This window comes from Micromonospora sp. NPDC005305, from assembly GCF_040607315.1.
Lineage (GTDB): Bacteria > Actinomycetota > Actinomycetes > Mycobacteriales > Micromonosporaceae > Micromonospora.
In genome coordinates this window covers 584535-609538 of record NZ_JBEXGL010000001.1, presented here as the reverse complement: position 1 = coordinate 609538, position 25004 = coordinate 584535, and the positions used below count along the sequence as shown (strand labels likewise).

At 73.3% G+C, this 25004-nt stretch carries 24 protein-coding genes, 4 tRNA genes and 1 pseudogene; 12 read left to right on the top strand and 17 right to left on the bottom strand.

The window, feature by feature from the left end:
* Positions 1–159: 159 nt before the first annotated feature.
* Positions 160–232 (bottom strand) — tRNA-Lys (locus ABZS80_RS02925).
* 243 nt (positions 233–475) lie between these two features.
* A tRNA-Lys gene (locus ABZS80_RS02920) sits at positions 476–551 on the bottom strand.
* Positions 552–738: 187 nt separating this feature from the next.
* On the opposite strand from ABZS80_RS02920, the gene ABZS80_RS02915 reads away from it, so the two are divergent.
* Positions 739–2004, top strand: a complete 1266-nt coding sequence (locus ABZS80_RS02915) for an Ig-like domain-containing protein (protein WP_355054154.1) — start codon at positions 739–741, stop codon at positions 2002–2004.
* Positions 2005–2214: 210 nt separating this feature from the next.
* On the top strand, positions 2215–3519 hold the full coding sequence (locus ABZS80_RS02910) for an Ig-like domain-containing protein (RefSeq protein ID WP_355054153.1): 1305 nt from the start codon (positions 2215–2217) through the stop codon (positions 3517–3519).
* A gap of 105 nt (positions 3520–3624) precedes the next feature.
* On the opposite strand, the gene ABZS80_RS02905 is transcribed toward ABZS80_RS02910, so the two are convergent.
* Positions 3625–3700: transfer RNA gene (locus ABZS80_RS02905), tRNA-His, on the bottom strand.
* Between the two features lie 101 nt (positions 3701–3801).
* Positions 3802–4398 carry an oligoribonuclease gene (gene orn, locus ABZS80_RS02900; RefSeq protein ID WP_355054152.1) on the bottom strand — a complete coding sequence of 199 codons (597 nt, stop codon included), beginning with the start codon at positions 4396–4398 and terminating at the stop codon, positions 3802–3804.
* A 68-nt stretch (positions 4399–4466) separates the two neighbouring features.
* Between orn and ABZS80_RS02895 the strand changes: the two genes are divergently transcribed.
* Positions 4467–5738 (top strand): glycosyltransferase family 87 protein, encoded by a 1272-nt coding sequence (locus ABZS80_RS02895; RefSeq protein ID WP_355054151.1) that lies wholly within the window; start codon positions 4467–4469, stop codon positions 5736–5738.
* 277 nt (positions 5739–6015) lie between these two features.
* Here ABZS80_RS02895 and ABZS80_RS02890 read toward each other — a convergent pair.
* The 3 genes and pseudogenes from ABZS80_RS02890 to ABZS80_RS02880 form a co-directional block, all read right to left on the bottom strand.
* Positions 6016–6306 (bottom strand): annotated as a pseudogene (locus tag ABZS80_RS02890) (hypothetical protein); the annotation flags it as partial.
* Positions 6307–6968: 662 nt separating this feature from the next.
* Complete coding sequence (locus ABZS80_RS02885; RefSeq protein WP_355054150.1) at positions 6969–7703, bottom strand: YcnI family protein; 735 nt, start codon at positions 7701–7703, stop codon at positions 6969–6971.
* A 17-nt stretch (positions 7704–7720) separates the two neighbouring features.
* A complete protein-coding gene (locus ABZS80_RS02880; RefSeq protein WP_355054149.1) occupies positions 7721–9403 on the bottom strand; it encodes a copper resistance protein CopC in 1683 nt (560 codons plus the stop codon).
* Between the two features lie 215 nt (positions 9404–9618).
* On the opposite strand from ABZS80_RS02880, the gene ABZS80_RS02875 reads away from it, so the two are divergent.
* From ABZS80_RS02875 to ABZS80_RS02860, 4 genes are read left to right on the top strand one after another with little or no spacing between them, the layout of a single operon-like run.
* A complete protein-coding gene (locus tag ABZS80_RS02875; RefSeq protein WP_355054148.1) occupies positions 9619–10209 on the top strand; it encodes a sigma-70 family RNA polymerase sigma factor in 591 nt (196 codons plus the stop codon).
* Positions 10210–10241: 32 nt separating this feature from the next.
* The gene (locus ABZS80_RS02870; RefSeq protein ID WP_355054147.1) at positions 10242–10763 is read left to right on the top strand and encodes a MauE/DoxX family redox-associated membrane protein; all 522 of its coding nucleotides are present in this window, start codon (positions 10242–10244) and stop codon (positions 10761–10763) included.
* On the top strand, positions 10756–11472 hold the full coding sequence (locus ABZS80_RS02865; protein WP_151463641.1) for a thioredoxin domain-containing protein: 717 nt from the start codon (positions 10756–10758) through the stop codon (positions 11470–11472). The genes ABZS80_RS02870 and ABZS80_RS02865 overlap by 8 nt, the downstream gene beginning before the upstream one ends.
* Entirely contained in the window at positions 11472–12560 is a 1089-nt protein-coding gene (locus ABZS80_RS02860) for a hypothetical protein (protein ID WP_355054197.1), read from the top strand. Before ABZS80_RS02865 ends, ABZS80_RS02860 begins: the two co-directional genes overlap by 1 nt.
* 1 nt (position 12561) lies before the next feature.
* Here ABZS80_RS02860 and ABZS80_RS02855 read toward each other — a convergent pair whose 3' ends face one another.
* Genes ABZS80_RS02855 through ABZS80_RS02840 form a run of 4 tightly spaced genes read right to left on the bottom strand, consistent with a single transcriptional unit; the run spans position 12562 to position 15242 of the window.
* The gene (locus ABZS80_RS02855; RefSeq protein WP_151463640.1) at positions 12562–13323 is read right to left on the bottom strand and encodes an ABC transporter ATP-binding protein; all 762 of its coding nucleotides are present in this window, start codon (positions 13321–13323) and stop codon (positions 12562–12564) included.
* Positions 13320–14090 carry a cobalt ECF transporter T component CbiQ gene (gene cbiQ / locus ABZS80_RS02850; RefSeq protein WP_355054146.1) on the bottom strand — a complete coding sequence of 257 codons (771 nt, stop codon included), beginning with the start codon at positions 14088–14090 and terminating at the stop codon, positions 13320–13322. The genes ABZS80_RS02855 and cbiQ overlap by 4 nt, the downstream gene beginning before the upstream one ends.
* 7 nt (positions 14091–14097) lie before the next feature.
* Entirely contained in the window at positions 14098–14526 is a 429-nt protein-coding gene (locus ABZS80_RS02845; protein ID WP_355054145.1) for a PDGLE domain-containing protein, read from the bottom strand.
* Positions 14523–15242 carry an energy-coupling factor ABC transporter permease gene (locus tag ABZS80_RS02840; RefSeq protein ID WP_355054144.1) on the bottom strand — a complete coding sequence of 240 codons (720 nt, stop codon included), beginning with the start codon at positions 15240–15242 and terminating at the stop codon, positions 14523–14525. The genes ABZS80_RS02845 and ABZS80_RS02840 overlap by 4 nt, the downstream gene beginning before the upstream one ends.
* Positions 15243–15364: 122 nt before the next feature.
* On the opposite strand from ABZS80_RS02840, the gene bcp reads away from it, so the two are divergent.
* The 4 genes from bcp (at position 15365) to ABZS80_RS02820 (ending at position 17153) form a co-directional block, all read left to right on the top strand.
* Positions 15365–15835: a thioredoxin-dependent thiol peroxidase gene (gene bcp / locus ABZS80_RS02835; RefSeq protein WP_355054143.1), complete on the top strand. Its 471-nt coding sequence runs from the start codon at positions 15365–15367 to the stop codon at positions 15833–15835.
* A gap of 31 nt (positions 15836–15866) precedes the next feature.
* The gene (locus ABZS80_RS02830) at positions 15867–16466 is read left to right on the top strand and encodes an HNH endonuclease signature motif containing protein (RefSeq protein ID WP_355054142.1); all 600 of its coding nucleotides are present in this window, start codon (positions 15867–15869) and stop codon (positions 16464–16466) included.
* Positions 16457–16535 (top strand) — tRNA-Leu (locus ABZS80_RS02825). The genes ABZS80_RS02830 and ABZS80_RS02825 overlap by 10 nt, the downstream gene beginning before the upstream one ends.
* Before the next feature lie 87 nt (positions 16536–16622).
* The gene (locus ABZS80_RS02820) at positions 16623–17153 is read left to right on the top strand and encodes a GNAT family N-acetyltransferase (protein ID WP_355054141.1); all 531 of its coding nucleotides are present in this window, start codon (positions 16623–16625) and stop codon (positions 17151–17153) included.
* 267 nt (positions 17154–17420) lie between these two features.
* Here ABZS80_RS02820 and ABZS80_RS02815 read toward each other — a convergent pair whose 3' ends face one another.
* Positions 17421–18401 carry an expansin EXLX1 family cellulose-binding protein gene (locus ABZS80_RS02815; protein WP_355054140.1) on the bottom strand — a complete coding sequence of 327 codons (981 nt, stop codon included), beginning with the start codon at positions 18399–18401 and terminating at the stop codon, positions 17421–17423.
* Positions 18402–18474: 73 nt separating this feature from the next.
* Positions 18475–19308 carry a class I SAM-dependent methyltransferase gene (locus ABZS80_RS02810; protein ID WP_355054139.1) on the bottom strand — a complete coding sequence of 278 codons (834 nt, stop codon included), beginning with the start codon at positions 19306–19308 and terminating at the stop codon, positions 18475–18477.
* A 120-nt stretch (positions 19309–19428) separates the two neighbouring features.
* Between ABZS80_RS02810 and ABZS80_RS02805 the strand changes: the two genes are divergently transcribed.
* Positions 19429–20502 (top strand): LCP family protein, encoded by a 1074-nt coding sequence (locus ABZS80_RS02805; protein ID WP_355054138.1) that lies wholly within the window; start codon positions 19429–19431, stop codon positions 20500–20502.
* Positions 20503–20514: 12 nt separating this feature from the next.
* Here the strand turns inward: ABZS80_RS02805 and ABZS80_RS02800 are convergent, their stop codons facing one another.
* From ABZS80_RS02800 to ABZS80_RS02785, 4 genes are read right to left on the bottom strand one after another with little or no spacing between them, the layout of a single operon-like run.
* The gene (locus ABZS80_RS02800) at positions 20515–21660 is read right to left on the bottom strand and encodes an endo-1,4-beta-xylanase (protein WP_355054137.1); all 1146 of its coding nucleotides are present in this window, start codon (positions 21658–21660) and stop codon (positions 20515–20517) included.
* Positions 21657–22832: a polysaccharide pyruvyl transferase family protein gene (locus ABZS80_RS02795; protein WP_355054136.1), complete on the bottom strand. Its 1176-nt coding sequence runs from the start codon at positions 22830–22832 to the stop codon at positions 21657–21659. The genes ABZS80_RS02800 and ABZS80_RS02795 overlap by 4 nt, the downstream gene beginning before the upstream one ends.
* Positions 22822–24141: a polysaccharide biosynthesis C-terminal domain-containing protein gene (locus ABZS80_RS02790; protein ID WP_355054135.1), complete on the bottom strand. Its 1320-nt coding sequence runs from the start codon at positions 24139–24141 to the stop codon at positions 22822–22824. The genes ABZS80_RS02795 and ABZS80_RS02790 overlap by 11 nt, the downstream gene beginning before the upstream one ends.
* A gap of 52 nt (positions 24142–24193) precedes the next feature.
* Positions 24194–24976 carry a glycosyltransferase gene (locus ABZS80_RS02785; RefSeq protein WP_355054134.1) on the bottom strand — a complete coding sequence of 261 codons (783 nt, stop codon included), beginning with the start codon at positions 24974–24976 and terminating at the stop codon, positions 24194–24196.
* Positions 24977–25004 lie beyond the last annotated feature (28 nt).

Below are 25004 nucleotides of genomic sequence, written 5' to 3'. Positions count from 1 at the left end.
CGGACATCTGCCTCACGCGGCGCAGGCAGCCTTGCCCACGGAGTGAATCTTGGACCCGTCCCGTTCGTTCGAACGGCAACTGTCCAAGATCTCGACAGCGGGCCGGGGCCGGACAGACATCAGGCCCGGTCCGCGAGGGACCGGGCCTGATGTGAACCGTGCGCCGCCAGGGACTCGAACCCCGAACCCGCGGATTAAGAGTCCGCTGCTCTGCCAGTTGAGCTAGCGGCGCTCGCCGGCAACGGCAGGAACGTTAACACGCCCCCGAGCGGCCTCCGCCACGGGTGGCCCCGGTTCGGCAAAAGGGGTGCCGGGAGCTACGGCCGCACCAGGACCGCCGCCCCAGGACGACGATGCCCGATGACCTGGCCGGCGGTCGCCGGCCCACGAGGCGACCAGTCCAGCACCCATCTGCCACCCCGAACACGAAAAAGCCCCGCCCCGGTGTGAGCCACCAGGTCAGGGCCTTGCTCGTTGGTGCGCCGCCAGGGACTCGAACCCCGAACCCGCGGATTAAGAGTCCGCTGCTCTGCCAGTTGAGCTAGCGGCGCTCGCTGACAACGGGAAGAACCTTAGCACGCACGCCGACCCGGGTTCCAATCCGATACCGGGCTCCACCCTTCGGTCGAGCTTAACCGGCGAAAGCCCACAAAATTCGCGTCTGTCCGGTCGAGGGGCGCAGGACGCGGGCACTCATGGGGCACGATGTCCGCCAGGCACGCGAGAACAGAGGTGGGAATGGGCAGGTTCGCGCGGGCCGGGGCGGTGGTGGGCGTCCTGGTCCTCACGGCGTCGCTGGCACTGACCGGGTGCGGTGACGACCAGAAGAAGCCGGCGTTCGTGGCCGGCGCGCAGCAGGGCGACCCGGTGGCGACCACGTCGCCGGACGCGACGGGCGAGCCGAGCGCGCCCGCCCTGCCGGCGCTGACGGTGAGCCCGGCCGACGGGTCCGACAAGCGCCCGGTCAGCACCGAGATCAGCGCGAAGATCCCGGGCGGCGGCACGGTGTCGAAGGTCGTCCTCACGGCCGCCAACGGCGCGACCGTCGCCGGGCGGCTGCGCCGCGACGGCTCGTCCTGGGTGCCGTCGGCTCCGCTGAAGTACGGAGCCCGGTACACCGCCACGGTCACGGGCACCGGCACCGACGGCCAGACCCGGCAGGGCACCAGCAGCTTCACCACGATGGCCAAGCCGAAGTCGATGATCGGCTCCGGGCTCTACATGTTCAGCGGCAAGACCTACGGCGTCGGCATGCCGGTGGTCGCCGAGTTCTCGCCGGGCATCCCGAAGAAGGACCGCGCCGCGGTGCAGAAGCGGATGTTCGTGCAGACCGACCCGCCGCAGCCGGGCGCCTGGCACTGGGTCTACAACGGCACGCAGGCGTACTACCGGGCGCCGGAGTACTGGAAGCCGGGCACCACGATCACGGTCCGGCTGGCGCTGGCCGGGATCCCGCTGAGCAACGGCCGCTACGGCAACGTCGACCGGAGCGCCACCGCCAAGATCGGGCGCGCGTTCGAGATGAAGGTCGACAACGCGACCAAGCAGATGACCGTGTACGAGAACGGGTCGGTGGTCCGCACCATTCCGGTGAGCCTGGGCAAGAAGGGCACGCCCTCCTCCAGCGGCACGATGGTGGTGATGGAGAAGAAGGAGTCCACGGTCTTCGACACCCGGGACGAGCCGGACCCGCGCAACCAGTACGTCACGGAGATCGACTTCGCCCAGCGACTGACCTGGGGCGGCGAGTACATCCACGCCGCACCGTGGTCGGAGGGCAAGCAGGGCCGGGTGAATGTCTCGCACGGCTGCGTCAACGTCTCGATGGCGAACGGCCGGTGGCTCTTCGGCAAGACGCTGGTCGGTGACCCGATCACGGTGAAGGGCACCGAACGGCGGCTGGAGCCGGGCAACGGCTGGACGGCCTGGAGCATGAGCTGGTCGCAGTTCGCCGCGGGCAGCGCCGTGCCGGTGCCCGCGGGCGGGCAGGGATCGCCCTTCTGACCAGGCGTAACGTGGGCGGACGCGCCACCGACGGTGGCCGTTCGTCGGCGTACTGTCGGGCGGAGGGAAGACCACTCCGCCCGGCAGAGCGCCGCACGACATCAGAATCGTTACATCACGGGCGGGGTGTTTCGGTTCACTTCCGGCAACGGGTGACCGTTCCGGCGCGTCTGTAGAGACGGGACCCGGGACCACGACTGTGAGGGACACATGCGAGCTAGCCAGGACGAGCTGATCCGGGGCGGGGCGGCCCGGCGCGGCGGGCGACGCCGCGTGTTCGCGGCCACGGTGCTCGCCGCCGCCATGGCCCTGACCGCCTGCACCAGCGGCGGCGGCGGAGACGGGGACAAGTCGTCGAGCTGGCAGGGTGGTGGTGAGAGCGGCCCGAAGGCGGCGGCCACCATCACCGAGCCGGCGGCCGACGCCAAGGACGTGCCGGCCTCCACCGCCGTCACCTTCACTACGAAGGAGGCGCAGGAGACCACCGTCGAGCTGAAGGACTCCGCCGGCAAGGCCGTCGAGGGCCAGCTCGCGAAGGACGGGAAGAGCTGGCTGCCGGACGGCGCGCTGGCCTACGGCCAGACCTACACGGCCACGGTGACCGCGACCGGCGACGACGGCAAGCCGGCCACCGCGACCAGCACCTTCACCACGATGGCGAAGCCGGGCAAGCAGATCCGGGCGACCAGCTTCCTCGGCGACAATCAGGTCGTCGGGGTGGCCATGCCGCTGATCGTCAAGTTCGGCCGGGCCATCCCGGAGGACTACCGCGACGACCTGCAGCGGCGGATGACGGTCACGTCGAAGCCGGCCCAGGAGGGCATCTGGCACTGGATCAGCCCGACCGAGGTGCACTACCGGCCGAAGTCGTACTGGAAGGCCAACAGCACGGTGAGCTACAAGGTGCAGGCGGGTGGGCTGCCGCTCGGCGACGGCTGGTACGGCCGCTCCGACCTCACCGTCGACGTCAAGATCGGCCCGTCGTTCGTGATGACCGTGGACAACCGCACCAAGAAGATGACGGTCACCAAGGACGGCAAGGTGATCAAGACGATCCTGGTGAGCCTCGGCAAGAAGAGCACCCCGTCGTCCAGCGGCACGATGGTGGTGATCGAGAAGCTCCGCCACACGGTCTTCGACACCATGGAGGAGCTGGGCCCCGAGGAGGGCTACCGCACCGAGATCGACTATGCGCAGCGGCTCACCTGGGGTGGCGAGTTCATCCACGCCGCGCCCTGGTCGGAGGGCGTGCAGGGCCGGACGAACGTGTCGCACGGCTGCGTGAACGTCTCGATGAAGGACGGCAACTGGCTCTTCGCCAACACCCGCATGGGCGACCCGATCACGGTGAAGGGCACCGAGCGCAAGCTCCAGAACGGCAACGGCTGGACCGACTGGAACATGAGCTGGGACGAGTACGTCAAGGGCAGCGCCGTGCCGTACGAGCCGCCGGCCGCGCCGGGCGACGACACCAGCCCGGGCGCCGACGAGCCGAGCGTCACGCCGACCCCCTGACCGACGGTCATCGAACGGCCTCCTCCCACCGGGTGGGGGCCGTTCGCCGCTTCGAGGACCGGACATGACGAAGCCCCCTCCCGCAGGAGGGGGCTTCGCGTCATCTGGGGTGACTGATGGGAATTGAACCCACGACAACCGGGACCACAACCCGGTGCTCTGCCAACTGAGCTACAGCCACCATGCTCTCCGCGCCGGTCGACCCGGGCGGGGCGCGGACTAATAATAGCCACACCCCGGCCGGCCCCGTCCACCGGGTTCGGGCGGGCCGCCCGGCGGGGCTCAGAGCTGGGCGGCGATGGCCTTGGCGGTCTCCACGTCCGGGCCGGGCAGCGGCACGAAGACGGTCCGCCGGTAGTACTCCAGCTCGCGGATGCTCTCCCGGATGTCGGCCAGCGCCCGGTGGGCCAGGCCCTTCTGCGGCTGACCGAAGTACACCCGCGGGTACCAGCGCCGGCAGAGCTCCTTGATCGAGGAGACGTCGATCATCCGGTAGTGCAGGTGGGCGTCGAGCCGGGGCATGTCCCGGGCGATGAACCCCCGGTCGGTGGCGATCGAGTTGCCACACAGCGGGGCGGTGCGCGGGTCCTTCACGTGGCTGGCGACGTAGTCGAGCACCATGTCCTCGGCCTCGGCCAGGGTGACCGTCGAGCGGCGCACCTCCTCGGTGAGGCCGGACTTGCCGTGCATGGTGCGCACGATCTCCGGCATCGCCTCCAGCGCCGCCTCGTCGGCGTGGATGACCACGTCGACGCCCTCCCCGAGCACGTTGAGGTCGGGATCGGTGACGAGCGCGGCGACCTCGATCAGCCTGTCCCGGCCGAGGTCCAACCCGGTCATCTCACAGTCGATCCAGACGAGAAGATCAGCCACCGCCACAGACTACGCGCCGCCGACCCGCCCGCGCCTGAAGCTCCCTCGCCGAGGTGGACCGCTAGGGTTTCCCCGTGCCAGCCGAACCCGTCGCACCACCAGCCGTCACCGAGGACGACCCGGGCGGGCGTGCGGCCCGCCGGCTGGTCACGGTGGTGGCACTCGCGGCGCTGCTGCCGGCGCTCTACCGTCCGGGCCTCAACCACAACTTCCTCGACCTCAAGATCTACATGAGCGCGATGGACTGGTGGCGGGCCGGCCATCCGCTCTACGACTACGTGCAGCCGGACCGGGTGCAGGGCCTGCTGTACTTCACCTATCCCCCGCTCGCCGGGCTGGTGCTGTGGCCGTTCGCGCTTCCGCGGCTCGGCGTCACCGTCGCGATCTTCACGGTGCTCACGGTGGTCGGGGTGGTGGTGACCACCCGCTGGCTGGTGCTGCCCGTGGTGCGGCGGCACGACCTGCCGAAGCTGTTCACCGTCACGGTGGCCGTGCTGCTGGTCCTCGCGGTGGAGAGCACCCGGGAGACGATCACCTTCGGGCAGATCAACATGCTGCTGGTGGTGCTGATCCTGGGCGACCTGCTGTTCGCCGTACCCCAGGGGCGGCGCTGGGCCGGCGTGGGCGTGGGGCTGGCGGCGGCGCTCAAGCTCTTCCCCGGCATCTTCGTGCTCTACCTGCTGGCCACCCGGCGCTGGCGGGCCGCCGTGGTGGCGGCCGTGACCGCGACGCTGGCCACGCTGCTCGCGGCGGCGGTCGCGCCCCGCGACTCGTGGCGGTTCTGGACCCACGAACTGTGGACGACCGACCGGGTGGGCCGGACCGACTACACCGGCAACCAGTCGCTGTTCGGCCTGCTCAGCCGCATCACCGCGCCGGACAAGCCGAGCCAGCTGCCCTGGCTGCTGCTGGCGTTGCTGGTCGCCGGGTACGGGCTGTGGCGGGCCGCCCGGGCGGCGCGGGCCGGGGACGCGCTGGCCGGCCTCACCCTGACCGGCCTGGTCGGTGGGCTGGTCAGCCCGATCACCTGGACCCACCACCTGTACTGGTTCATCCCGGCGGTGGTGGTGCTGGTCGACGCGGCGCTGGACGCCGACCCGGCCACGGTGGAGGGTGCCCGCCGGCGGCGCTGGCTGCTCGTGCTGGCCGCCGGCACCGCCTTCGTGATCGTCTACGGGGTGGTCACCTTCCAGGACTGGGGCGTCGCACCGGCGCGCACCGACGATCCCGTGAACTTCGTCGTCCGCAACGCGTACGTGCTGCTCAGCCTGCTGTTGCTGGCCGTGCTGCCGACCCGCCGGCCGGCACGGGAGCGGGCCGGGGCACCGGTCACAAACAGGCAGTAACTGGACAGAACTCGCGTCAGGCGTCGTTCGGCGCTAATCTGGTCTCAACTACCTCAGGTTCTCCCAGGTAGCACCGATCCCCCGGTGACGGTGGCCCTCCGCGTCGGCAGCGCGGAGGGCCACCGCCGTGCGCGCCCGGTCACTCGTCGACCGGCGTGGCCGGCCGGACCGGGCGGGGCGTCTGAGCGGTGGTCACCGGGGGCCACGACCAGTCCGGGTCGACCGGCAGGTCGGCCAGGCTCTCCGGGCGCCGGCTCGGCACCGGGCCGATGGCCGCACGGGACCGTTCGACGGGCGCCGACCCGACCGACACCAGCTGCCGGTCAGGCAGGGTGGACGGCTCGGCCCGCTGGCCCAGCCCGCTGAGCGAGCTGACACCCAGCCGGCCGGCCAGCACCGGAACCTGGTCCGGCTCGACCACGAAGACCACCTCGCGCGGGCGGACCGGGCGCAACAGCAGCAGCACGGCGAGCACCACCAGCAGCGTCCCGCCGGCCAGCAGCGCCCAGGCCACACCGGGGAACCAGCCGGCGCGCAGCTCGGCGCGCAGGTCCAGAGCCAGGTCGGCCCGCCCGTCCGGCCGCATCAGCACCAGGCTCAGCGACCGGTCGGCCAGCTCGGCCGGGCTCCACTCCAGGGCGCCGACGCCCTCGCGTACCCAGAGGTCCTGGTCCAGCGGGACGGCGGCCGCGGCACCGGCGGTGGGCGGGTCGAGGCGGACCGGCAGCGGCCCCCGGGACAGCGAGACCCGGCTCACGGTGGAGTGCGGGACGTCGCCCAGCCACCGTCGCACCTGGTCGGTCGGGGCGAGGCCGAGGAAGGCGGGGCCGTCGGCGGTCCGGGCGGTCAGCCGCAGCCGGGCCTGCCCGGCCCGGGCGACCGGCGCGTCGGCGCGAAGCAGGGCGTCCACGTCGGTCACCACGACCGCCCGGGCGGGGGTGCGGACCGTCTCGAAGCGGGCGCCGAAGCCGCCGTCCGGGTCGGCGTGCCGGGCGGCGAGCCAGAGCCCCGCGCCCGCCAGCAGGGCCGGAATCCCGACGGTCAACAGCAGCATGCCGGCGATCGTGCGCACGAAACGCATTCGCGTCGTCCCCCTCGGTAGCGAAGTACCCGGCCGACCTTACCGACGACGGCCGACGATTCGCCGGATATCCACGGCAAGCACCCGAAGGACCGCGGAACGACCGCCGGCCCGCCGGAAGATCCGACGGGCCGGCGTGTCGACGCAGGTCAGGACTTCGCGGCGGGCTCCCGGCGGGTACGCAGGAAGGCCAGCCCGCCGAGGACCAGGCCGGCCAGGCCGGCGACCAGACCGGCCACGCCGAACGCGGTGGCCGCGCCGGTGTCCGCGTCGTCGTCATCGTCGTCGGCGGCGGCCGCCGCAGCCGGGGCGCTCGCGACCGGCGAGGCGGACGCCGAGGCGGCGGCCAGGGTGAGCACCGGCGCGGGGTTCTCCGGCTCCTCCCCGCCCGGCGTGGGCTCCTCGATCCAGCGCGACACGTTGCCGTCCGAGTAGGTCTGGAGCACCTTGAACACCATCCGGTCGACCTGCGGCAGCGGGCCCATCGACACCGGGAACTCCTGGAACTCGCCCGGCTTGACCCCGCCGTTCGGCGCGGCCGTCCAGGTGAGCTTGGAGACCGCCTCGGTGAGCTGGCTGCCGTGCACCTCGATGGGCGGGTCGACCTTGCGCTTCTCCACCGCCACCGTCCACCCGGGCACCGGCATGGTGGAGACCGAGCCGACCGGGGCGTTCTCCGGCAGGTTCACCTCGACCTTCGTCGTCGACGCCGTGTCGCTCTCGTTCGGCACCCGGAAGGCGAAGCGGCCGTAGCTGCCCTGCGTGGCTTCCTTCGGGTTGACGGTGACGTGCGCCGAGGCCGGCCCGGCCAGGCCGAGCACGGCCATGGCCACGGCGGCGAGGGTGAGCGCGGCGGCGGTTGCGGGACGCCGGAGACGGGTCATGTGGGCGAGCCTTCCGTTTACGTGACGGGCACGGTGGCGGTCACCGTGGCCTGGTCGATGTCGGACGTGCGGACGGTGAAGCGGAGCTGCCACTGCCCCGCCGCCGGGAGGTTGATCTCGCCGAAGGCGTGGTTGTCGGTCAGCGGCAGCAGCGGGATCGTGATCGGCTCGATGCCGGCCGAGGGCAGCGCGGCGGTGGCCTTCCACTCCTGCACCGGCTGAGGCCGGTTGTCCTTGGTGTACGCGTAGAGGTGCAGCGAGTTGCTGCCGGTCTCGGCCGGGTCCAGCTCGACCTGCAGCGAGTAGAGGGGGCTGCTCAGCGTGGTGGAGAAGAAGTTGTCCGGGGCGCCGGCCACGGTGGCGGAGGCCGTCCGGGCCGGGGTGGTCTGCACCAGCGTCGCCGAGAGGCCGAGCACCACGGCGGTGACCACCAGCTCGGCCACCACCGCCCGCCGCACCGACCCCGGACGGCCCGCTGCGGCGCGCCGCCGGACCAGCGCCCGGGAGTACGCGGCCACCCCGATCACCAGCGCGAACAGCACGATCTTGGCGAGCAGCAGCCGCCCGTACGTGGTGTCGACCAGCGCCTTCGGGGTGGCCACCTCGATCAGCCCCTGCACGGTCCCGGCGAGCAGCAGCGCCGCCACCGCCAGCGCCGCCCAGCGGGACCAGATCGGCAGGATCGCGTCCAGCTCCCGCTCGTCGGCCCGGCGCAGCAGGAAGACCGCGAGCATCACCAGGCCGCCCAGCCAGACGGCCATGCCGCCGAGGTGCACGGCGTCCACCACCACCGACACGGCGGGCGCGGGCGACGCGGCCGGGTGGCCCGCGAGGGGCCAGGTGAACAGCGCCGCCCCGCCGAGGATGGCCAGGATGAGCCCGTCGGTGCGGCCGACCGGCCCGGCGAACAGTGGGCGGAGCAGGAACGCCGCCGCGGCCAGCAGACCGAGCCGGACCAGGTGCGTGGCGCCGTAGGTGCTGCCCAGCACGTCGCCGAGGGCGGAGCCGGTGACGTCGAACAGGCCGCCGCCGTTGGTGTAGGGGACCTGGAGCCACAGCTCCGCGACCGTGGCCACGGCCAGCAGGCCCAGCCCCGACCACGCCAGCCGGGCCGGGCCGCGCCGGGACAGCCGCCGGGGCCAGAGCGCGGCCAGCACGAGCGCCGGGCCGACCAGCAGCAGCAGCCCGACGTAGCCGAGATACTTGGCCACCTTGACCGCGTTGCCCACCACCGGGTTCGCCCGGGTGTCCGCGCCGGTGTCCGTCGGCGGCGTCGACGGCGCGCCGACCGAGTAGGTGAACGCGCCGGAGACCGGGTGGCTGTCGGCCGAGATCACCCGGTAGCTGACCAGGTAGGTGCCGCGCGCGCCGGACGTGTCCACCGGGATGGTGACCACCGCGCCCTTGAAGGTGGGCTCGCCCCGGTCGGCCCGGGAACCGTCGGGCGCGATCACCCGGACCTTGTCGGGGACCTTGCGGACCCCCTCGCTGAAGGTGATCACCACTTCGGCGGGCGCGCTGGGCACCACGGCCGAGGCGGCGGGGCTGGTGCTCACCAGCACCGCGTGGGCGCTGGCCGGGGTGGCCGGGGCCAGCAGCAGGGCGACGAGGGTGACCAGCAGTCCGGCGGCGGTCCCCAGCCGGGCTGCCCAGGGACGGTCGGCGACGGCCACGGGGCGGCGGCGTACGGCAGCAGTCATGACCAGCATGCTTCCCGAACCGTGCGGCACCCGGCGACCCGACCTCATCCGCGCACCGGCGTCGTCGCCGAGGGCGGCCCCCCGGTACGGGCGTCGTCGCATGTCACGTGGAGGTAGTCGGCGGGCGGGCGGGAAAAGTTCCCGGCGTGGGCGGGACCACGTAATGGGCCGAAGGACCCTGTCCGGCACAGGTACGCCGCGTAACCTCGTCAGTCGTGATCCCCGCCCCGCGCGACACCCCCGCCGGCCGCCCCGCGCCGCCGGCGGGCGAGGCTGCCCGGGACGCCGCGACCAACTGGGCGCTGACCGCCCGGGCGGGTGACCCGGTGGCCCAGGCCGCCTTCGTCCGGGCCACCCAGGCCGAGGTATGGCGCTTCGCCGCCGCCCTGGTCGACCCGGACAGCGCGGACGACCTGACCCAGGAGACGTATCTGCGCGCGTTCCGGGCGCTGCCCGCCTTCGAGGGGCGGTCCACCGCGCGCACCTGGCTGCTCGGCATCGCCCGCCGGGCCTGCGCCGACCACCTCCGCACCGTGGTCCGCCGCCGGCGGCTGGACGCGCGGCTCGCCGCGCACGCGGCAACCGACCGGCCCTACCCCGACCCGGCCGGGCAGCTCGGCGCCACCGACCTGGTCCGCCGACTCCCCGCCGAACGGCGCTCCGCGTTCGTGCTCACCCAACTGCTCGGCCTGTCGTACGCCGAGGCCGCCGCCGTAGAGGGGGTGCCGGTGGGCACCATCCGCTCCCGCGTCGCCCGGGCCCGCGACGAGCTGGTCGAGGCCGCCGGCGACGCGTTGACGGGCTGATCGTGGAACTTTCCTCGGGTCCGAAGCGACCAATGACCGTGACCGCACACCCCACCCGGGCCGGCCGCTGGCCCGCCGCCCGGCCCTGGCTCGGCGTCGCGGCCCGCCTCGGCCTGGCCGCCGTCTGGTTGGTCGCCGGCGCCGCCAAGGTCGACGACCTGGCCGCCTCCGGCCGGGCGGTCAACGCCTACCAGGTGATGCCGTACGACCTGGCCACCGTGATCGGCGCCGCGCTGCCCTTCGTCGAGCTGGCACTCGGCGTGCTCCTGCTCCTGGGGCTGGCCACCCGGCTCGCCGCCGGCGTCTCCGCGGCGCTGCTGGTCGTCTTCATCGCCGGCATCACCTCGGCCTGGTCCCGTGGCCTGGCCATCGACTGCGGGTGCTTCGGCAGCGGCGGGCAGCTCGCCGCCGGCCAGGCGCCGAGCTACCTCCCGGAGATCCTCCGGGATCTGGGATTCCTGGTCCTGGCCGGGTTCCTGCTGACCTGGCCCCGCACCCCGTTCTCGGTGGACGGCTGGCTGGCGGGCGACACCGTGGAGGTCGACGATGAGTAGTCGCAAGGGGCGGAAGAACGCCGCCCAGGTGGTCCGCGCCCAGATCGCCCGGGAGAAGCGGCGCACCCGCACGATCTGGACCTCCGTCGCCGCCGTGGCGGTGCTGGTGATCGCCGGGTTGATCGGCTGGACGGTCTTCTCCAGCCAGAAGTCGGACACCTTCACCACCCCGCCCGACGCCAACCCGCCCGGCACCGCCATCGTCCTCGGCCAGGGCGCGGTCACCGTCGACCTCTACGAGGACTACCTCTGCCCGGCGTGCAAGCGGTTCCAGGACACGAGCGGCGCGACGATCAACCAGTTGATCAACGAGGACAAGATCCGGGTGAACTTCCACCCGGTGGCCTTCCTCAACCGCTTCTCCACCACGGAATACTCCACCCGCTCCTCGGCCGCCTCCGGCTGCGCCGCGCAGGGCGGCAAGTTCAAGGAGTTCACCGACCAGCTCTTCGCCCGGCAGCCGGCCGAGGGCAGCGCCGGGCTGAGCGACGACGAGCTGATCGACATCGGCGCGGGCGTCGGGCTCAACCGGGACGACTTCGGCTCCTGCGTGAAGGACGGGAAGTACAAGTCGTGGACCGAGCACGTCACCGACGACGCCAGCAAGGCCGGCGTGACCGGCACCCCGACCATCCGGATCAACGGTAAGGACCTCGAGGACCGCAGCCCGGACGGGCTCAGGGCGGCCGTGGAGGCGGCCGGCAAGTGATCCCCGCACCGCTGCGGCGGGCCGCGCTGGTCGTCACCGCCGCGCTCGCCGCCGTCCTCGCCCCCGCCACCCCGGCCGCCGCGCACGGCGCGGACGCCCCCGACGGCACCGACTACCGGGCCGAGGTCACCGGGACCGCTCCGGCCCGGCCCGGGCTCACCGCCCGGATGGTCGAGGCCGGCGCCCGCCTCGAACTGACCAACCGCACCGCCGCCGACGTCGAGGTGCTCGGCTACTCCGGCGAGCCGTACCTGCGGATCGGGCCCGGCGGCGTCTACGAGAACACCCGCTCCCCCGCCACCTACCTCAACCGCACCCTCGCCGGGGACAGCCAGCTCCCGCCGGAGGCCGACCCGGCCGCCGCGCCGGACTGGCGGCGGATCGCCGACGGACCGACGGCCCGCTGGCACGACCAGCGGACGCTCTGGCTGGAGTCGGACCCGCCCGCCCAGGTGGCCGCCGCACCCGACCGGGAGCAGCGGGTCCGCGACTGGGTGGTGCCGCTGCGCGCCGGCACCGGCACCATCGAGGTGCGCGGCACCCTGGACTGGGTGCCGCCGCCGGACGCGTACCCCTGGTGGGTGGCCGCCACCCTCGGCTTCCTGGTGATCGGCGCGGCCGGCCTCGTCCCGGCCGGCACCGCCACCGGCGTCCGCGCGCTGCGCGGGGCGGGCGCCCTGCTCGCGCTGGGCGGGGCGGCGACCGTGGCGCTCACCGCCGGCAAGGCCGTGGACGCCGGCGCCCCCGGGGCCGGCGGGGTGCTGCTCGACCTGCTCACCGGGCAGACGTGGACGCTGCTCACCGGGCTCGGCGCGCTCGCCGCCGGCGGCTACGCGCTGGCCCGCCGCCCGGCAGCCGACTTCGCGCTGGCCCTGGCGGGCGCCTGCCTCACCCTCTTCGCGGGCGTCTCGAACCTGGCCGTCCTGTCCCGCTCGGTGGCCCCGGTCGCCGGCCCGCCCACCCTCGCCCGGGTGCTGGTCACCGTGGCCCTCGCCACCGGCCTCGGCGCGATCGCCGCCGGCCTCCTGCGCCTGCGCACCGCCTCCCGGGCCGCCCGCGCCACCGCCGCGACGCCCGTCGCCCGCTGACTCAGGACGGGCGGGGCACGAAACCGTAGGGCAGCTCCAGGCGGTGCTCGGCGAGCAGGCGCTCGTCGGAGAGCAGCTCCAGGGTCGGCGCGTCGGCGACGACCCGGCCGGCGTCCAGGATCACCGACCGGTCGCACAGCTCCGCCGCGTACGGCAGGTCGTGGGTGACCATGAGCAGGGTCACCGGGAGGCCGCGCAGGATCTCCGCCAGCTCCCGGCGGGCGGCCGGGTCAAGGTTGGACGACGGCTCGTCCAGCACCAGGATCTCCGGGCGCATGGCCAGCACGGTGGCCACCGCCACCCGGCGGCGCTGCCCGAACGACAGGTGGTGCGGCGCGCGGTCCCGGTGCTCGGCCATCCCCACCGCCGCGAGCGCCTCGTCCACCCGGGCGGTCAGCTCCGCCCCGCGCAGCCCCAGGTTGGCCGGCCCGAACGCGACGTCCTCGGCCACGGTGGGCAGGAAGAGCTGGTCGTCGGGGTCCTGGAACACGATGCCCACCCGGCGGCGGATCTCGGCGAGGGTGTCCCGGTCCCGGCTCACCGTCAGGCCGCCCACGCTGACCGTGCCCCCGGTCGGCGTGAGGATGCCGTTGAGGTGCAGCACCAGGGTCGTCTTGCCGGCGCCGTTCGGCCCGAGCAGCGCCACCCGCTCACCGCGCGGCACGGTCAGGTCCACGCCGTGCAGGGCGACATGACCATCCGGGTACGCGTACCGGACGCCACGGACGTCCAGGGAGGGCGGCTGCTGCACGTACCCGATCATGTCAGGACGAGTGCGACGGCGGCGATGGTGGCCGCGATCGCCGGCACCGTCGCGGCCGCCGCCCACTGGCCGGCGGTGGCCGCGCCCGCGCCCTGCCACACCGCCGGCATCCGACCCGTGTAGCCGCGGGAGACCATGGCCAGGTAGACCCGCTCGCCCCGCTCGAACGCCCGCAGGAACAGCGCGCCGACCCCGGCGGCGAAACCGCGGAGCTGCCAGAGGAAGCGCGGGTCGTCGCCCCGGGACATCCGGGCCACCCGCATCCGCCGGGCCTCACCCACCAGCACGTCCAGGTAGCGCAGCATGAACGTGGCGATCTGGGTGAGGATCTGCGGGCACCGCAGCCGGTCCAGGCCGACGATCAGGTCCCGCGTCGTCGTGGTCGCCGCCAGCAGGAGCGACGCGAGTACGCCCAGCGTGCCCTTGGCCAGGATGTTCCACGCGCCGTGCAACCCGTCCACGGACAGGCTCAGCCCGGCCACGTCCACCCGCTCCCCCGTGCCGAAGAACGGCAACGCGAACGCGAACAGCACGAACGGCAGCTCGATCAGCGCCCGGCCGAGCAGCCAGCGCGGCCCCACCCGGGCCAGCGCCGCCACGGCGACGACCAGCAGGGCGTAACCGCCGAAGGCCCAGTACGCGGCCCGGGGCGTGGCGACCACCGCCACGGTGAACACCACCATCGCGGCGATCTTCACCTCGGGCGGGAGGCGGTGCACCGGCGAGGACGCCTCGCGGTAGAGCACGTGAGCGTGACCGGCACCCATCCGGGACTCAGCGGGTGCGCGCCGAGCGCTCGTCGGCGCTCGGGTCGCTGGCGGGACCGGTCACCGCGTCGGTCGCCGGGCCGGTCGCCGGACTGGTCGCCGGGCCTCGGCGGCGGGCCAGCCAGAACAGGCCGCCGCCGAGGGCGAAGGTGAGCAGCACGCCCAGCACCCCGGACAGGCCGGTGGAGAGGAAGCCGTTGCTCACCCCGCGCACGCCGTAGTCGGCCAGCGGGCTGTCCGCCAACTCGTGGTCCTTCGCCTGCTGCGCCGGGCAGCTGCCGCCGGTGATCTCGTCGTCGGCGTTGACCGTGCAGCCCTTGAGCAGCGACGAGTCGAGCCCGTCCGGGTGCGCCGAGGCGTAGTTGCTGACCACGCCGGCCAGCAGCAGGGCGACCAGCAGGCCGCCGAGGACGAACGGCCAGGAACGCTTGCTCATCGGGCACCTCCGGCAACCGGGACGGCGGGAGCCGGCACGGCCGGCTTGAGGGCGCGCAGGGCGTACACCAGGTCGGGGCGCACCTTCGCGACGGTGACCACGGTGGTCGCGGTGATCAGGCCCTCGCCGATGCCGATGAACAGGTGGACGCCGGCCATCGTGCCGGACAGCCCGGCCAGGTTGCCGCCCAGGTCGGTGGTGCCGCCCAGCCAGTACTCGAGCACGAACCCCTGGGACGCCACCACGACGCTGACCAGCGCGGACACGAAGGCGGTGATGCCCAGCCCGGTCGGGGTGCGCGGCAGCACCCGCAGCAGCAGCGCGATCAGCAGGTAGGCGGCGGCGGTGCCGAGGAGCGCCATGTTGGTGATGTTGAGACCGAGCATGGCCACCCCGCCGTCGCCGAACACCAGCGCCTGCACGACCAGCACCACGGCGACGCAGAGCGCCCCGACCCACGGGCCGACCAGCAGCGCGGCGAGCGCTCCACCGAGCAGGTGACCGCTGACCCCGGCCGTGAAGATCGGGAAGTTGAGCATCTGCACGGCGAAGATGAACGCGGCCACCAGGCCGGCCATCGGTGCCAGCCGGTCGTCGAGGTCACGGCGCCCACGCAGCACGCAGAAGGTGAGCACGGCCAGCGCGAGGGCCGCGAACACCGCGGCGACGGGACCGTCGATGATCCCGTTCGAGATGTGCATCGCCAGGGTTTCCACCCGCTGAGCTTATTTGTGCGGGGCTGCTGTTGCCAATCCCTTGCAACAAGCCATGGTGATCATCACGCGGGCGGCGCGTCGCCACCCGCCCCGGACCCGACGACGGCGGTATCGTCTCCGCCATGACCGACCGCCTGAACCCCGGCGACCCCGCCCCCGAGTTCACCCTCCCCACCGACACCGGCGGGACCCTGTCCCTGGCCGACCTGCGCGGCCGCAAGGTCATCCTGTACGCGTACCCGGCCGCCATGACGCCCGGCTGCACCAAGCAGGCCTGCGACTTCCGCGACTCGCTCGCCTCGCTCCAGGCCGCCGGCTACGAGGTGGTCGGCATCTCCCCCGACAAGCCCGAGAAGCTGGCCAAGTTCCGCGACCGCGACGCCATCACCTTCCCGCTGGTCGGCGACACCGACAAGTCGGTGCTGACCGCGTACGGCGCGTTCGGCGAGAAGCAGATGTACGGCCGCACCGTCACCGGTGTGATCCGCTCGACCTTCGTCGTCGACGAGGACGGGAAAATCGAGCGGGCGCTCTACAACGTCAAGGCCACCGGGCACGTCGCCAAGCTGCGCCGCGACCTCGGCCTCGACTGAGCCTGTCGGGGGCCGCCGCTACCGTCGGCACATGCCTCGCTACAAGTACCCGCCCGAGCGGCTGGCGGCAGCGGCGGCGCAGGCGCGCAGCGTCACCGAGGTCATGCGGCTGATCGGCGTCCGGGTGAGCGGCGGATCGCACGCGCACATCAGCCGGCAGCTCAAGCGCTTCGACATCGACACCTCACACTTCACCGGGGCCGCACACAACAAGGGCGGGCGAGGCATCCGCCTACCGGTGACGGCGTTGCTGGCGAAGCGGCCGGAGGGCAGCCGCAGAGTTCCCGGGCACCGGCTCAAGCGGGCGCTCCAGGCGATCGGCCTGCCCGAGGAGTGCGAGGCGGCCTGCGCGATCGGCGCGACCTGGGAGGGTGCGCCGCTGACCCTGCACGTCGACCACATCAACGGCCACTTCCTCGACAACCGTCCGTGCAACCTCCGGCTGCTCTGCCCGAACTGCCACAGCCAGACCGCCACGTACGCCGGCAACCGTAGGCCGGCTGTGGTGGCTCCCGATGTGGTCTACGATCCGGAGGCTGTGACACCGACCGCCTTCCCGATCGGCAGGCGCTTACGGCGTCGGGCAGAATTGCCGTGGAGGACGGTGGTGTACACCGTGAAGGGGTCGTAGCCCAATTTGGCAGGAGGCATGCGGTTTAGGTCCGCACCAGTGCGGGTTCGAGTCCCGCCGGCCCTACCATCCGCTCACCGGTGCCGCGGCACCGGTGAGTGTCGTAAGGATCACGAACCCGGGTCGGTGCCGCATCGGCTCGCGGAGGATGGCGGCGTGAACCTGCGCTTCGTCCTCGACCCCGACCTCACCCCCGAGCTGCGCGAGCAGATTGTCGCGCTGTGGGTGGACGTGACCAACGCCGGTGGGGCCGTCGGCTTCGTCGCCCCGGTGACCGACGCCGACGTGCGGCCCATGGCCACGGCGACCTTCGCCGCGATCGCCGACGGGCCGGACCGGCTGCTGGTCGGCTACGAGGGGGATCGCCTCGTCGGCGTCCTGATCATCGCGGACAACCGGTTCCACCTGAAGACGCACTGGCGGGTGTTGAAGCGGGTCATGGTGCACCCCGACACGCAGGGGCGCGGCTATGGCGCGGCGCTGATGCGCGAGGCCGAGCGGATCGGTCGGGAGCTGGGCCTGGCGGCGCTGCACGTGACCGTCCGCGACGGGCTGGGCCTGGGCGGGTTCTACGAGCGTCTCGGGTACCGGGAGGTCGGGCGGCTGCCCGGCGCGCTGCGGCTCGCCCCGGGCGACGACCGGGATGAGGTCTTCATGTGGCTCGACCTGGGCGCCGACCCGGTCTGACCCCCGCCTCGGCGGCGCGCCTCGTCGTGTGTTCGGCGCGCGAGCCGAGCCGCGCGTCAGCTTCCTCGTCGACCCGGACCTGACTCCACCTTGGGCGCCGGCCTGGTCGTCGGTGAGGCGCACGAGCCGCGTCAGGGCCGGGCGGCCGCTGTCGAGCTGACGTCGGCAACGACTCAGCCGCCGTGAGTCGCTCACGACATCAGCTCGACAGGCGGCCACGGAGACAATCGCCGCCGAGCCGGGGCGACGCGGCGGTGCGGGGCCCGGTCAGCCGCAGGCGGCGTCCGGGTCCGGGGTGCCCGGTGGGGCGGCGGCCGCGTCCAGCACGGCGGGAGGGCTGGTCGGCGCCCTGAGCGACGGGGTGACCGAGGCGCTGGGACGGGTGCTCGGCCGGGCCGAGGGCGAGCGGCTGGGCGTCGAGGACCGGGGCGCAACGCCGTACATGCGGACGGTGCTGCGCTGGACCTGGCCGGGAAGCATCCGGATGCCGGTGGCGGTGGCGCGGTGGCCGTACACGTCGGTGACGCGGATGCGGTACGGCCCGGGGCCGGCGCCGGAGGGGATCAGCCAGTAGTTGTAGTCCTGGCGGGTGGCGGCGCGCCAGGAGTCGCCCTGCCGCACCTCGACGGCGCGCAGCGGGTTGCCGTGGTCGCCGACCAGGACGGCGAACCACCACTGCGAGGCGCCCTCCTTGATGCGGAAGGTGAGCGGGCCGGGCAGGGGCGGGTCGACCACGGCGCGGTAGCTGACCTTGACGACGCCCTGCACCGGGTCGGCGATCCGGGCGAACGCCTCGGCGGAGAGGTCGAGGTGGCCGGGTTCGCACTCCGGGCACTGGTCCATGACGAGGACGCGGACGGTGCCCTTGGGGCCGGTGACGTCGAGGTGGCCGCCGCAGGAGGCGCCGGCCGCGTACTCGCCGGGGCCGAGGGCGACGTAGAGCCGGTTGGCGGGTGCCGCGGGCCGGGAGCAGTTGCCGCCGGCGCCCTTCGAGTCGTAGAAGGTCGCCTTTCCGCTGTGGATGGTGCCCCCGAGGGGTGGTGCGGCGGGCAGGGCGCGCGGCGGTGGGGCGGCGCAGGCGGGGGCGGCGCCGCCGCGTACCGCGAGGGTCACGGCGACCGCGGCGGCGAGCGCGGCGAGGCCGCCGGCGGCGAGCCAGCGGCGGGGGCCGCCCGGGGCACGGCGGCGGCCGCCACGGGTGGGTGGGTGCTGGTCCGCGGGGCGGCCGGGAGAGCTGCCGTCGGTCACGCCGCTCGATGCTGCCGGACCGGTGGGGCGCCGGACAAGCGGGCTAAGCGAAAGCTAAGACGGGGCGGGAGCGTCACCAGGCGACGCCGATGCCGTCGCCCGGATACCAGTGCCCGGCGGGGGTCTCCCGGTAGGCGAGGAACCGCCGGCCGGTGCGTTCGGCGTGCTCGGCGAGGACGTTGGTGGCGGTGACGTTGTCGGTGAGGAGCATGGCGCCGGGGGCGAGCTTCGGTTCGACCGCCTCGAACTCGCTGCGCTCGTGCACCCGGCTGTGGTCGCTGTCGTGCAGGAAGAGGTCGACGGGTCGCTCCAGCGCGCGGATCGAGGCGACCGAGTCGCCGATGACGAGGTCGACCACGTCGGCCCAGGGGGTGGCCTTGGCCAGGTAGCCGGCCTCGGGGTTGATGTCGAGCGAGGTGAGCCGGCCGGGGTGGCCCTCGGCGGCGTTGCGGAGCAGGGCGGCGGCCAGGACGCAGCTGCCGAGGCCCTTGTCCACTCCGGTCTCCACGACGTGGGCGGGCTTGCGGGCGCGGACGATGGCGTACCAGCCGATGCGGCGGGCATAGCGGACCTGGCGGTCGGCCAGGCCACGACGGGAGGCGGCGGCCGTGGCCGCCTCGATGTGGGTGCGCAGCTTGTCGTCGCCCTCGATCTCGGCGAACCAGCCGCGCACCTGCCCGACCGGGACGTCGCAGGCCACGCTGACGAACCAGGCCAGGTGGTGCCGGCTGAGCTTGGTCAGCTCGTACGTGTAGTTGTGGTGCTCCCGTGAGGTGAGCAGCCACCGGGCGGAGGTGCGCAGCACCCGGGCGTCGTGCCGGGCGACCCGGGCCAGGCGCTTCGGGAAGGCGGCGACCGGCGCGAGCCGGGTCCGGGCGATGGCCCGGCGGAGCTTCGTTGCATCCACCCCCGACGTTGTACCAGGTTCGCGGCAACGGTTGAGGAGGAAAGCGCCGAACGGATGGGTGAGGCTGGCCGGTCGGACGAGGGTCGGCGTGACGGAGCGTGAGTCAGTAGCATCGCGCGCATGCCAGATCCCCAGCGGACCGTCGACCCGGATCCAGACGCGCCGACGGCACCGTCCGAGGTGGACCCGACCGGCGAGGAGCCGACGGACGCGGCCCCACGTCCGCGACGCCGCCGGCGTATCGCCCTGATCGTGCTGCTGGTGGTGGTGCTGCTCGGTGCCGGTGGTGTCGGCGGCGGGTACTTCTACCTGCGCTCGGTCGATTCCCGCATCGAGCGGGTCGACGCCTTCCAGGGCGTGCCGCAGGAGGCCCGTCCGCCCGTCGCCGCCAAAGGGGCCATGAACATCATGGTCCTCGGCAGCGATTCGCGGGACCCGGAGAACACCACCGGTTCGCGGTCGGACACCATCATCGTGGCCCACCTGCCGAAGGACCGGAAAAGCGCCGAGCTGATCTCCATCCCGCGGGACACCTGGGTGCACGTCCCGCGATCGAAGGACGGCCGGCACGGCGACCGCGACGCGAAGATCAACGCAGCGTACGCCTGGGGTGGGGTGCCGCTGATGGTGCAGACCGTCGAGCAGTTCACCGGGGTCCGGATCGACCACGTGGCCATCATCGACTTCGCCGGGTTCAAGGACATCATCGACGCGATCGGCGGCATCGACATCGACTCGGAGCGGGAGTTCACCTCGATCCACCCGCCGTTCCGGAAGTTCGCCAAGGGCGTGCAGCACATGGACGGTGAGACGGCCCTGGACTGGTCCCGGCAACGTAAGCAGTTCCCGGACGGTGACTTCGCCCGGATCCGGCACCAGCAGCAGGTGATCCGGGCGATCCTCGACCGGGCCGCCTCCGGCGGCATCCTCACCAATCCCGGCAAGCTGAACGACTTCGTCAAGGCGTCGTCGGCCGCGGTGTCGGTGGACAAGGGGATGTCGCTGCTCGACATGGCAGCCGACCTGCGGAACCTGCGGGGCGGCAACCTGTTCTTCTTCACCAGCCCGACGAGAGGCACCGGTCGCGTCGGCACGGAGAGCGTGGTGTTCCCGGACCCGGCGAAGGTGCGCACCTTCTACGACGCGGTGCGCCGCGACGCGGTCAAGGAGATCGTGGGCGGCGCCCAGCGGTGACCCGGCGGACGGTCAGGCGCCCGGACCTCGTGGCCGCCTCGTGCCGAGCAGCTCGATCATGGCGGTGTGTGCCGGCTTCGGCCGGTACTGGGCGTCCAGCAGGCACGCGGCGCCGTAGCCGCGGTGGTACCCGGGGATCCAGCTCCGGGCGTCGGTGAAGCCCCAGACGGTCAGTGACACGCAGGCCGGCACGGACAGGCAGGCGGCCAGCACGTCCCGGTAGACGGCCGCCTGCTGGCGCAGCTGCGCCGGGCCGGCCGGCAGCTTCACCCGGACGTCGAGTTCGGTGATGGCGACGGAGACGCCCAGGGCGGCGAAGCGGCGCAGGTTTGCGGCGAGGCCGGCGGGCCGCCGGGCCGACTCCAGGTGGGCCTGGAAGCCCACCCCGTCCACCGGCACCCCCTGGGCGCGCAGGTCCCGCACCAGCTTCAGCAGGGCGTCGGACTTGCGGCTCCGCTCCTCCGTCCCGTAGTCGTTGATGAACAGCCGGGCGCTCGGGTCGGCGGCGTGGGCCCAGCGGAACGCATCGGCGATGTAGCCGGGGCCGAGCTTGCGCAGCCACAGCGTGTCCCGCAGCGTGCCGTCCTCGTCGAGCGCCTCGTTGACCACGTCCCAGGCCCACACCCGGTCCCGGTAGTGGGAGACGACAGCGGTGACGTGCGCGCGCAGCACGGCGCGGAGCCGCTCCGGGGACCAGTCCGGTGACACCCACTGCGGCACGTCGTTGTGCCAGACCAGGGTGTGGCCGTAGACCGACTGCCGGCTGCGCTGCGCGAAGTCGATGAGCTGGTCGGCGCCGACCCAGGCGTAGACCCCTTCCGAGGGCTCCAGGTTGCGCCATTTCATCGCGTTCTCGGCGGTCACCGTGTCGAACTCGGTAGCCAGCACGTCCCGGTAGGTGGAGTCGAGGCTCAGCGCACGCCCGTCGATGGCCGTGCCGATCCGCACTCCGGGCGGCATCAGGTCGCGCAGCCTGTCGCGCTCCGGGGTGGGAGCCGGCGGGGAGGGCGTCGCCGAGCCGGCGACGGACGGGCCGGTGGACCGCCCATGGCCGCTCGCGGTGACCACCACCAGCGTGGCGAGCAGGACGGCGCCGAGCGCCAGGGTCACCGCGAGCAGCAGGGTGGACCTGGACGAGCGGCGGGAGTCCGCGGTCACCGCGGAGACGGCTCGGCGGTGGCGCCGAGCGCCCACGGCGCCCGGGTGAAGTTCAGCCGGGCACGGTGGGCGAAGTCCGACCGGGACAGGCCGGGCACCGCGGTTTCGGTGAGCATGGCGGCAAGTATCCGGGTCACCTCCGCCGGGTCGCGCGGGACCCGGCCGAGGCGCAGCGACGCCGGCTGCGCGATCTCGTCCAGGAAGTCGTCACACTTCTTCTGGTACGGCACCAGGGTGAACGGGACCCCGGCCAGGTAGGCGAAGACGGCGCCGTGCAGCCGCATGTGCAGGCCCAGGTCGCACCGCTTCATCTCGTCCCAGCAGGCGCGTACGCCGTCCCGGGCGGTGACGACGCGGACGTCGCAGACACCCTCGACGGCCGCGCGCAGCCGCCGGCTGACCCCCGCGTCACCGTGCACGGGATGGGTGTTGAAGACGAACACCGTCACGTCGACCGGCTCCTTGAGGACCAGGGCCCGGACCCCGTCGATGAGCGCGTCCTCACGTCGCCGGGACTCGTCGTCCCCGGCCTCGTAGTCCACACCGAGCAGGGTCACGCCCAGCCGTGCCCGCCTCCCGGTGGGCCGGGGCGCCCGAAGCGGGACGGGTTCGCCGAGCGCCTCGGGCAGCAGGCCGGCCAGGTCGCCGGCGGACACCAGCAGGCCCGGATGCCCAGCGTTCCGGAGGATCTCGGCGGAGGCGAGGTCGCGTACCCCGATGAACTCGACCCGGCGCAGCACGTCGAGCAGCCGCCGCTCGGCGACCGGCGACAGGAACGGCCCGACCGAGACGCCGAGCGCGGCCATCGGGTGCCCGGACACGCGGGAGAAGTAGGAGAAGAGTTTCTTCTCGCTGAGCGGGCCCATTTCCCGGAACACCGACCCGCCACCGAACACCAGCATCGAGGAGCGCCGCAGCAGGGCGGCCTTGTTGAGCAGGGTGCCGGCGCGGCCGGTCACACCGCCGCGGACGTACCAGCGGGGATCCATTCCGGTGCGGTCGCCGGGCAGGTCCACCAGCGGCGGCGCCGCGAAGATCGGCGCCGCCGAGCCCCAGTACGCCCGGAGGGCCCAGTCCACGACGACGCAGAAGGCGTTGTCACCGACGTTGTCCATGCCGTAGTAGCCGACGACGAGGGGGCGTCGGGCTGCGGGCGCTGACTCAGGATGCACGGGGACCCTCCGCTGTCAGCCGGCGCCGGACGTCCCGCCACGAGGGCAGCGGGGCGTCGCCGACCACCCGCCGGCGCACCGCGACCCAGAAGAGACAGCAGAGCGCGATCTCGGCGACGACTGTCGCCGTCGCCGCCCCCATGATGCCCCACACCGGCGTCGCCACGGCCAGCGCGACCAGGTAGACCGCGGCGCCGACGCCCTGGTAGGCGACCTTGCGCCGGAGGAGGCCACCGCTGGTGAGCAGCGACGCCACGGCGGCGCCACCGAAGCGGAACGGAATGGCCAGTGCCAGTACGGCGAGCACGGCTGCCGAGTCGGCGTACTCGGCGCCGAGCAGCACCGGCAGCAGAGGGCCGGCGGCCAGCGCCACCGGTGCCGCGACGACCGCTCCGAGCAGCAGCATCCCGGCGCCGCCGTAGCGGTAGGCCAGCAGGATCGCGTCCCGGTCGGAGCTGGCCCAGCGGTGCAGCTTGGCGAGGAAGTACTGCTGGTAGACGACCCGGGGCACCAGATAGACGGCGGCCAGCACGGACATCGGCACGGACAGCAGGGCGGCCGCCTCCGGGCTGAGGAATTCGCCGGCCACCACGGTGCCGAGGTACATGCCCAGCAGGTAGAAGACGTTGCCCAGCACGAAGGGCAGCGCCGCGCCGAGCACGGCGCGCCCCGCCACCGGCCGATCCGGCGGAGGCGGGGCCTCGGCCCGGGGATGGCCCTCCAGTGGCATGACGCCCCGGACGAACGGACGCATCACCACCAGGCAGGCCATCACGGTCAGCAGGGCGACGACGGCGTACCCGGTCGCCGCGGCGACCACGCCCAGGCCGGCCGCCCACACGGCGAGCACCACCAGGACCCGACCCAGGTGCGGCACGAACTGGAGGGCGGACAACCCCCGGTAGTCGCCCCGTAGCTGCTGCACCGAGGCGACCAGTCCCAGCGCGGCCTGGGCGACCACCACGGCGGCCAGCAGCGCCCGGACGGTGGCCGCCTCGGCATCGGGCAGCGCCGCGACACCCCACAGGAGCACCGCCGCGGCGATCAGCGCGCAGCAGCCGGCGACCACCCGCACCGAGGGCCCGACCCAGCGGTACGCCCCGGCGCCCTCCTGGCCGAATCGCTGCAACCACAGCTCGGAGACGCCGAACACGGCCAGCGGAGCGGTGAGCGACACCAACGCCAGCACGGTGGTGAACGTGCCGAAGTGGGCCTGCGGCAGGCTGCGGGCCAGCAGGATCTGGGTGGCGAAGGCGGCGACGGTCACCCCGACCTGGCTGAGCCCCAGCATCCCGAGGTGCACCAGCATCGCGACGAGGCGGTTGCCGCGTCGGGACGGGACGGGAGGGCCGGCTGGCAGCTCAACGGCCGAGGGTGACAAGCCACTTCCCCGCTTCGCTCAGGGCACGCAGCGCCTTGATGCCCAGGCCGGCCCCCGGGACCCGGCATGGCCGGTACATGTCGACCAGGCGGAACCAGAACACCAGGCCGCCCATCCGGCCCCGCGTCACGTTGCCGTCGTGCCGCCGGAACAGCACGACGGGGTGGGCCAGCCGGCGCGGGTGAACGCCGGCCCGCAGCGCGCGCAGCACCAGCTCGATGTCTTCGAAGAGGCGGAAGCTCTCGTCGTAGCCGCCGATGCGGTCGAGCACCCGACGGTCGATGGTGGTGCCGGAGTGCTTGAACGGCAGCCGGGGCCGGGTCAGGACGCCGAGCAGCATCCGGCCGGGCGTCTGGTAGTCCGGTAGCTGGATGATCCGGGCCCGGTCCCTGCTGACCTCGCGGTAGTCGGTGTAGATCCAGTGCGCCCCGGTCGTGGTCAGCAGGTGGTGCAGCCGGCCGAGCGCGTCCGTCGACAGTTCGTCGTCGGAGTCGAGCACGGTGACGTAGCGGCCGGTCGACATCCGCAGGGCGACGTTGCGCGCCTGCGCGATGCCGCTGGGCGGCTGGGTGAACACCCGGACCCGGCCGTCCGCGGAGAGCATCGCCTCGTGCAGCACCCGGGTGACCGGCACCTGCGAGCCGTCGTCGACGACGACCACCTCGAAGTCGGGGAAGTCGTTCGCGAGCACGCTGCGGATGGCATTGACCAGCAGCACGGCCCGGTCGCGCACGACGATGCAGACCGAGAAGGTGGGCACCACGCGCGGTCTCTCGGCCGGCTGGGGCTGG

What these genes read in the sequence shown, in the direction of transcription:
- ABZS80_RS02805 (WP_355054138.1), top strand. Translation starts at nt 19,429, where the DNA reads ATGCCAGATCCCCAGCGGACCGTCGACCCGGATCCAGACGCGCCGACG.
- ABZS80_RS02855 (WP_151463640.1), bottom strand. Translation starts at nt 13,323, where the DNA reads ATGATCGGGTACGTGCAGCAGCCGCCCTCCCTGGACGTCCGTGGCGTC.
- ABZS80_RS02845 (WP_355054145.1), bottom strand. Translation starts at nt 14,526, where the DNA reads ATGAGCAAGCGTTCCTGGCCGTTCGTCCTCGGCGGCCTGCTGGTCGCC.
- bcp (WP_355054143.1), top strand. Translation starts at nt 15,365, where the DNA reads ATGACCGACCGCCTGAACCCCGGCGACCCCGCCCCCGAGTTCACCCTC.
- ABZS80_RS02870 (WP_355054147.1), top strand. Translation starts at nt 10,242, where the DNA reads ATGACCGTGACCGCACACCCCACCCGGGCCGGCCGCTGGCCCGCCGCC.
- ABZS80_RS02830 (WP_355054142.1), top strand. Translation starts at nt 15,867, where the DNA reads ATGCCTCGCTACAAGTACCCGCCCGAGCGGCTGGCGGCAGCGGCGGCG.
- ABZS80_RS02885 (WP_355054150.1), bottom strand. Translation starts at nt 7,703, where the DNA reads ATGACCCGTCTCCGGCGTCCCGCAACCGCCGCCGCGCTCACCCTCGCC.
- ABZS80_RS02865 (WP_151463641.1), top strand. Translation starts at nt 10,756, where the DNA reads ATGAGTAGTCGCAAGGGGCGGAAGAACGCCGCCCAGGTGGTCCGCGCC.
- ABZS80_RS02915 (WP_355054154.1), top strand. Translation starts at nt 739, where the DNA reads ATGGGCAGGTTCGCGCGGGCCGGGGCGGTGGTGGGCGTCCTGGTCCTC.
- ABZS80_RS02910 (WP_355054153.1), top strand. Translation starts at nt 2,215, where the DNA reads ATGCGAGCTAGCCAGGACGAGCTGATCCGGGGCGGGGCGGCCCGGCGC.
- ABZS80_RS02790 (WP_355054135.1), bottom strand. Translation starts at nt 24,141, where the DNA reads ATGCTGGTGCACCTCGGGATGCTGGGGCTCAGCCAGGTCGGGGTGACC.
- ABZS80_RS02880 (WP_355054149.1), bottom strand. Translation starts at nt 9,403, where the DNA reads ATGACTGCTGCCGTACGCCGCCGCCCCGTGGCCGTCGCCGACCGTCCC.
- cbiQ (WP_355054146.1), bottom strand. Translation starts at nt 14,090, where the DNA reads ATGGGTGCCGGTCACGCTCACGTGCTCTACCGCGAGGCGTCCTCGCCG.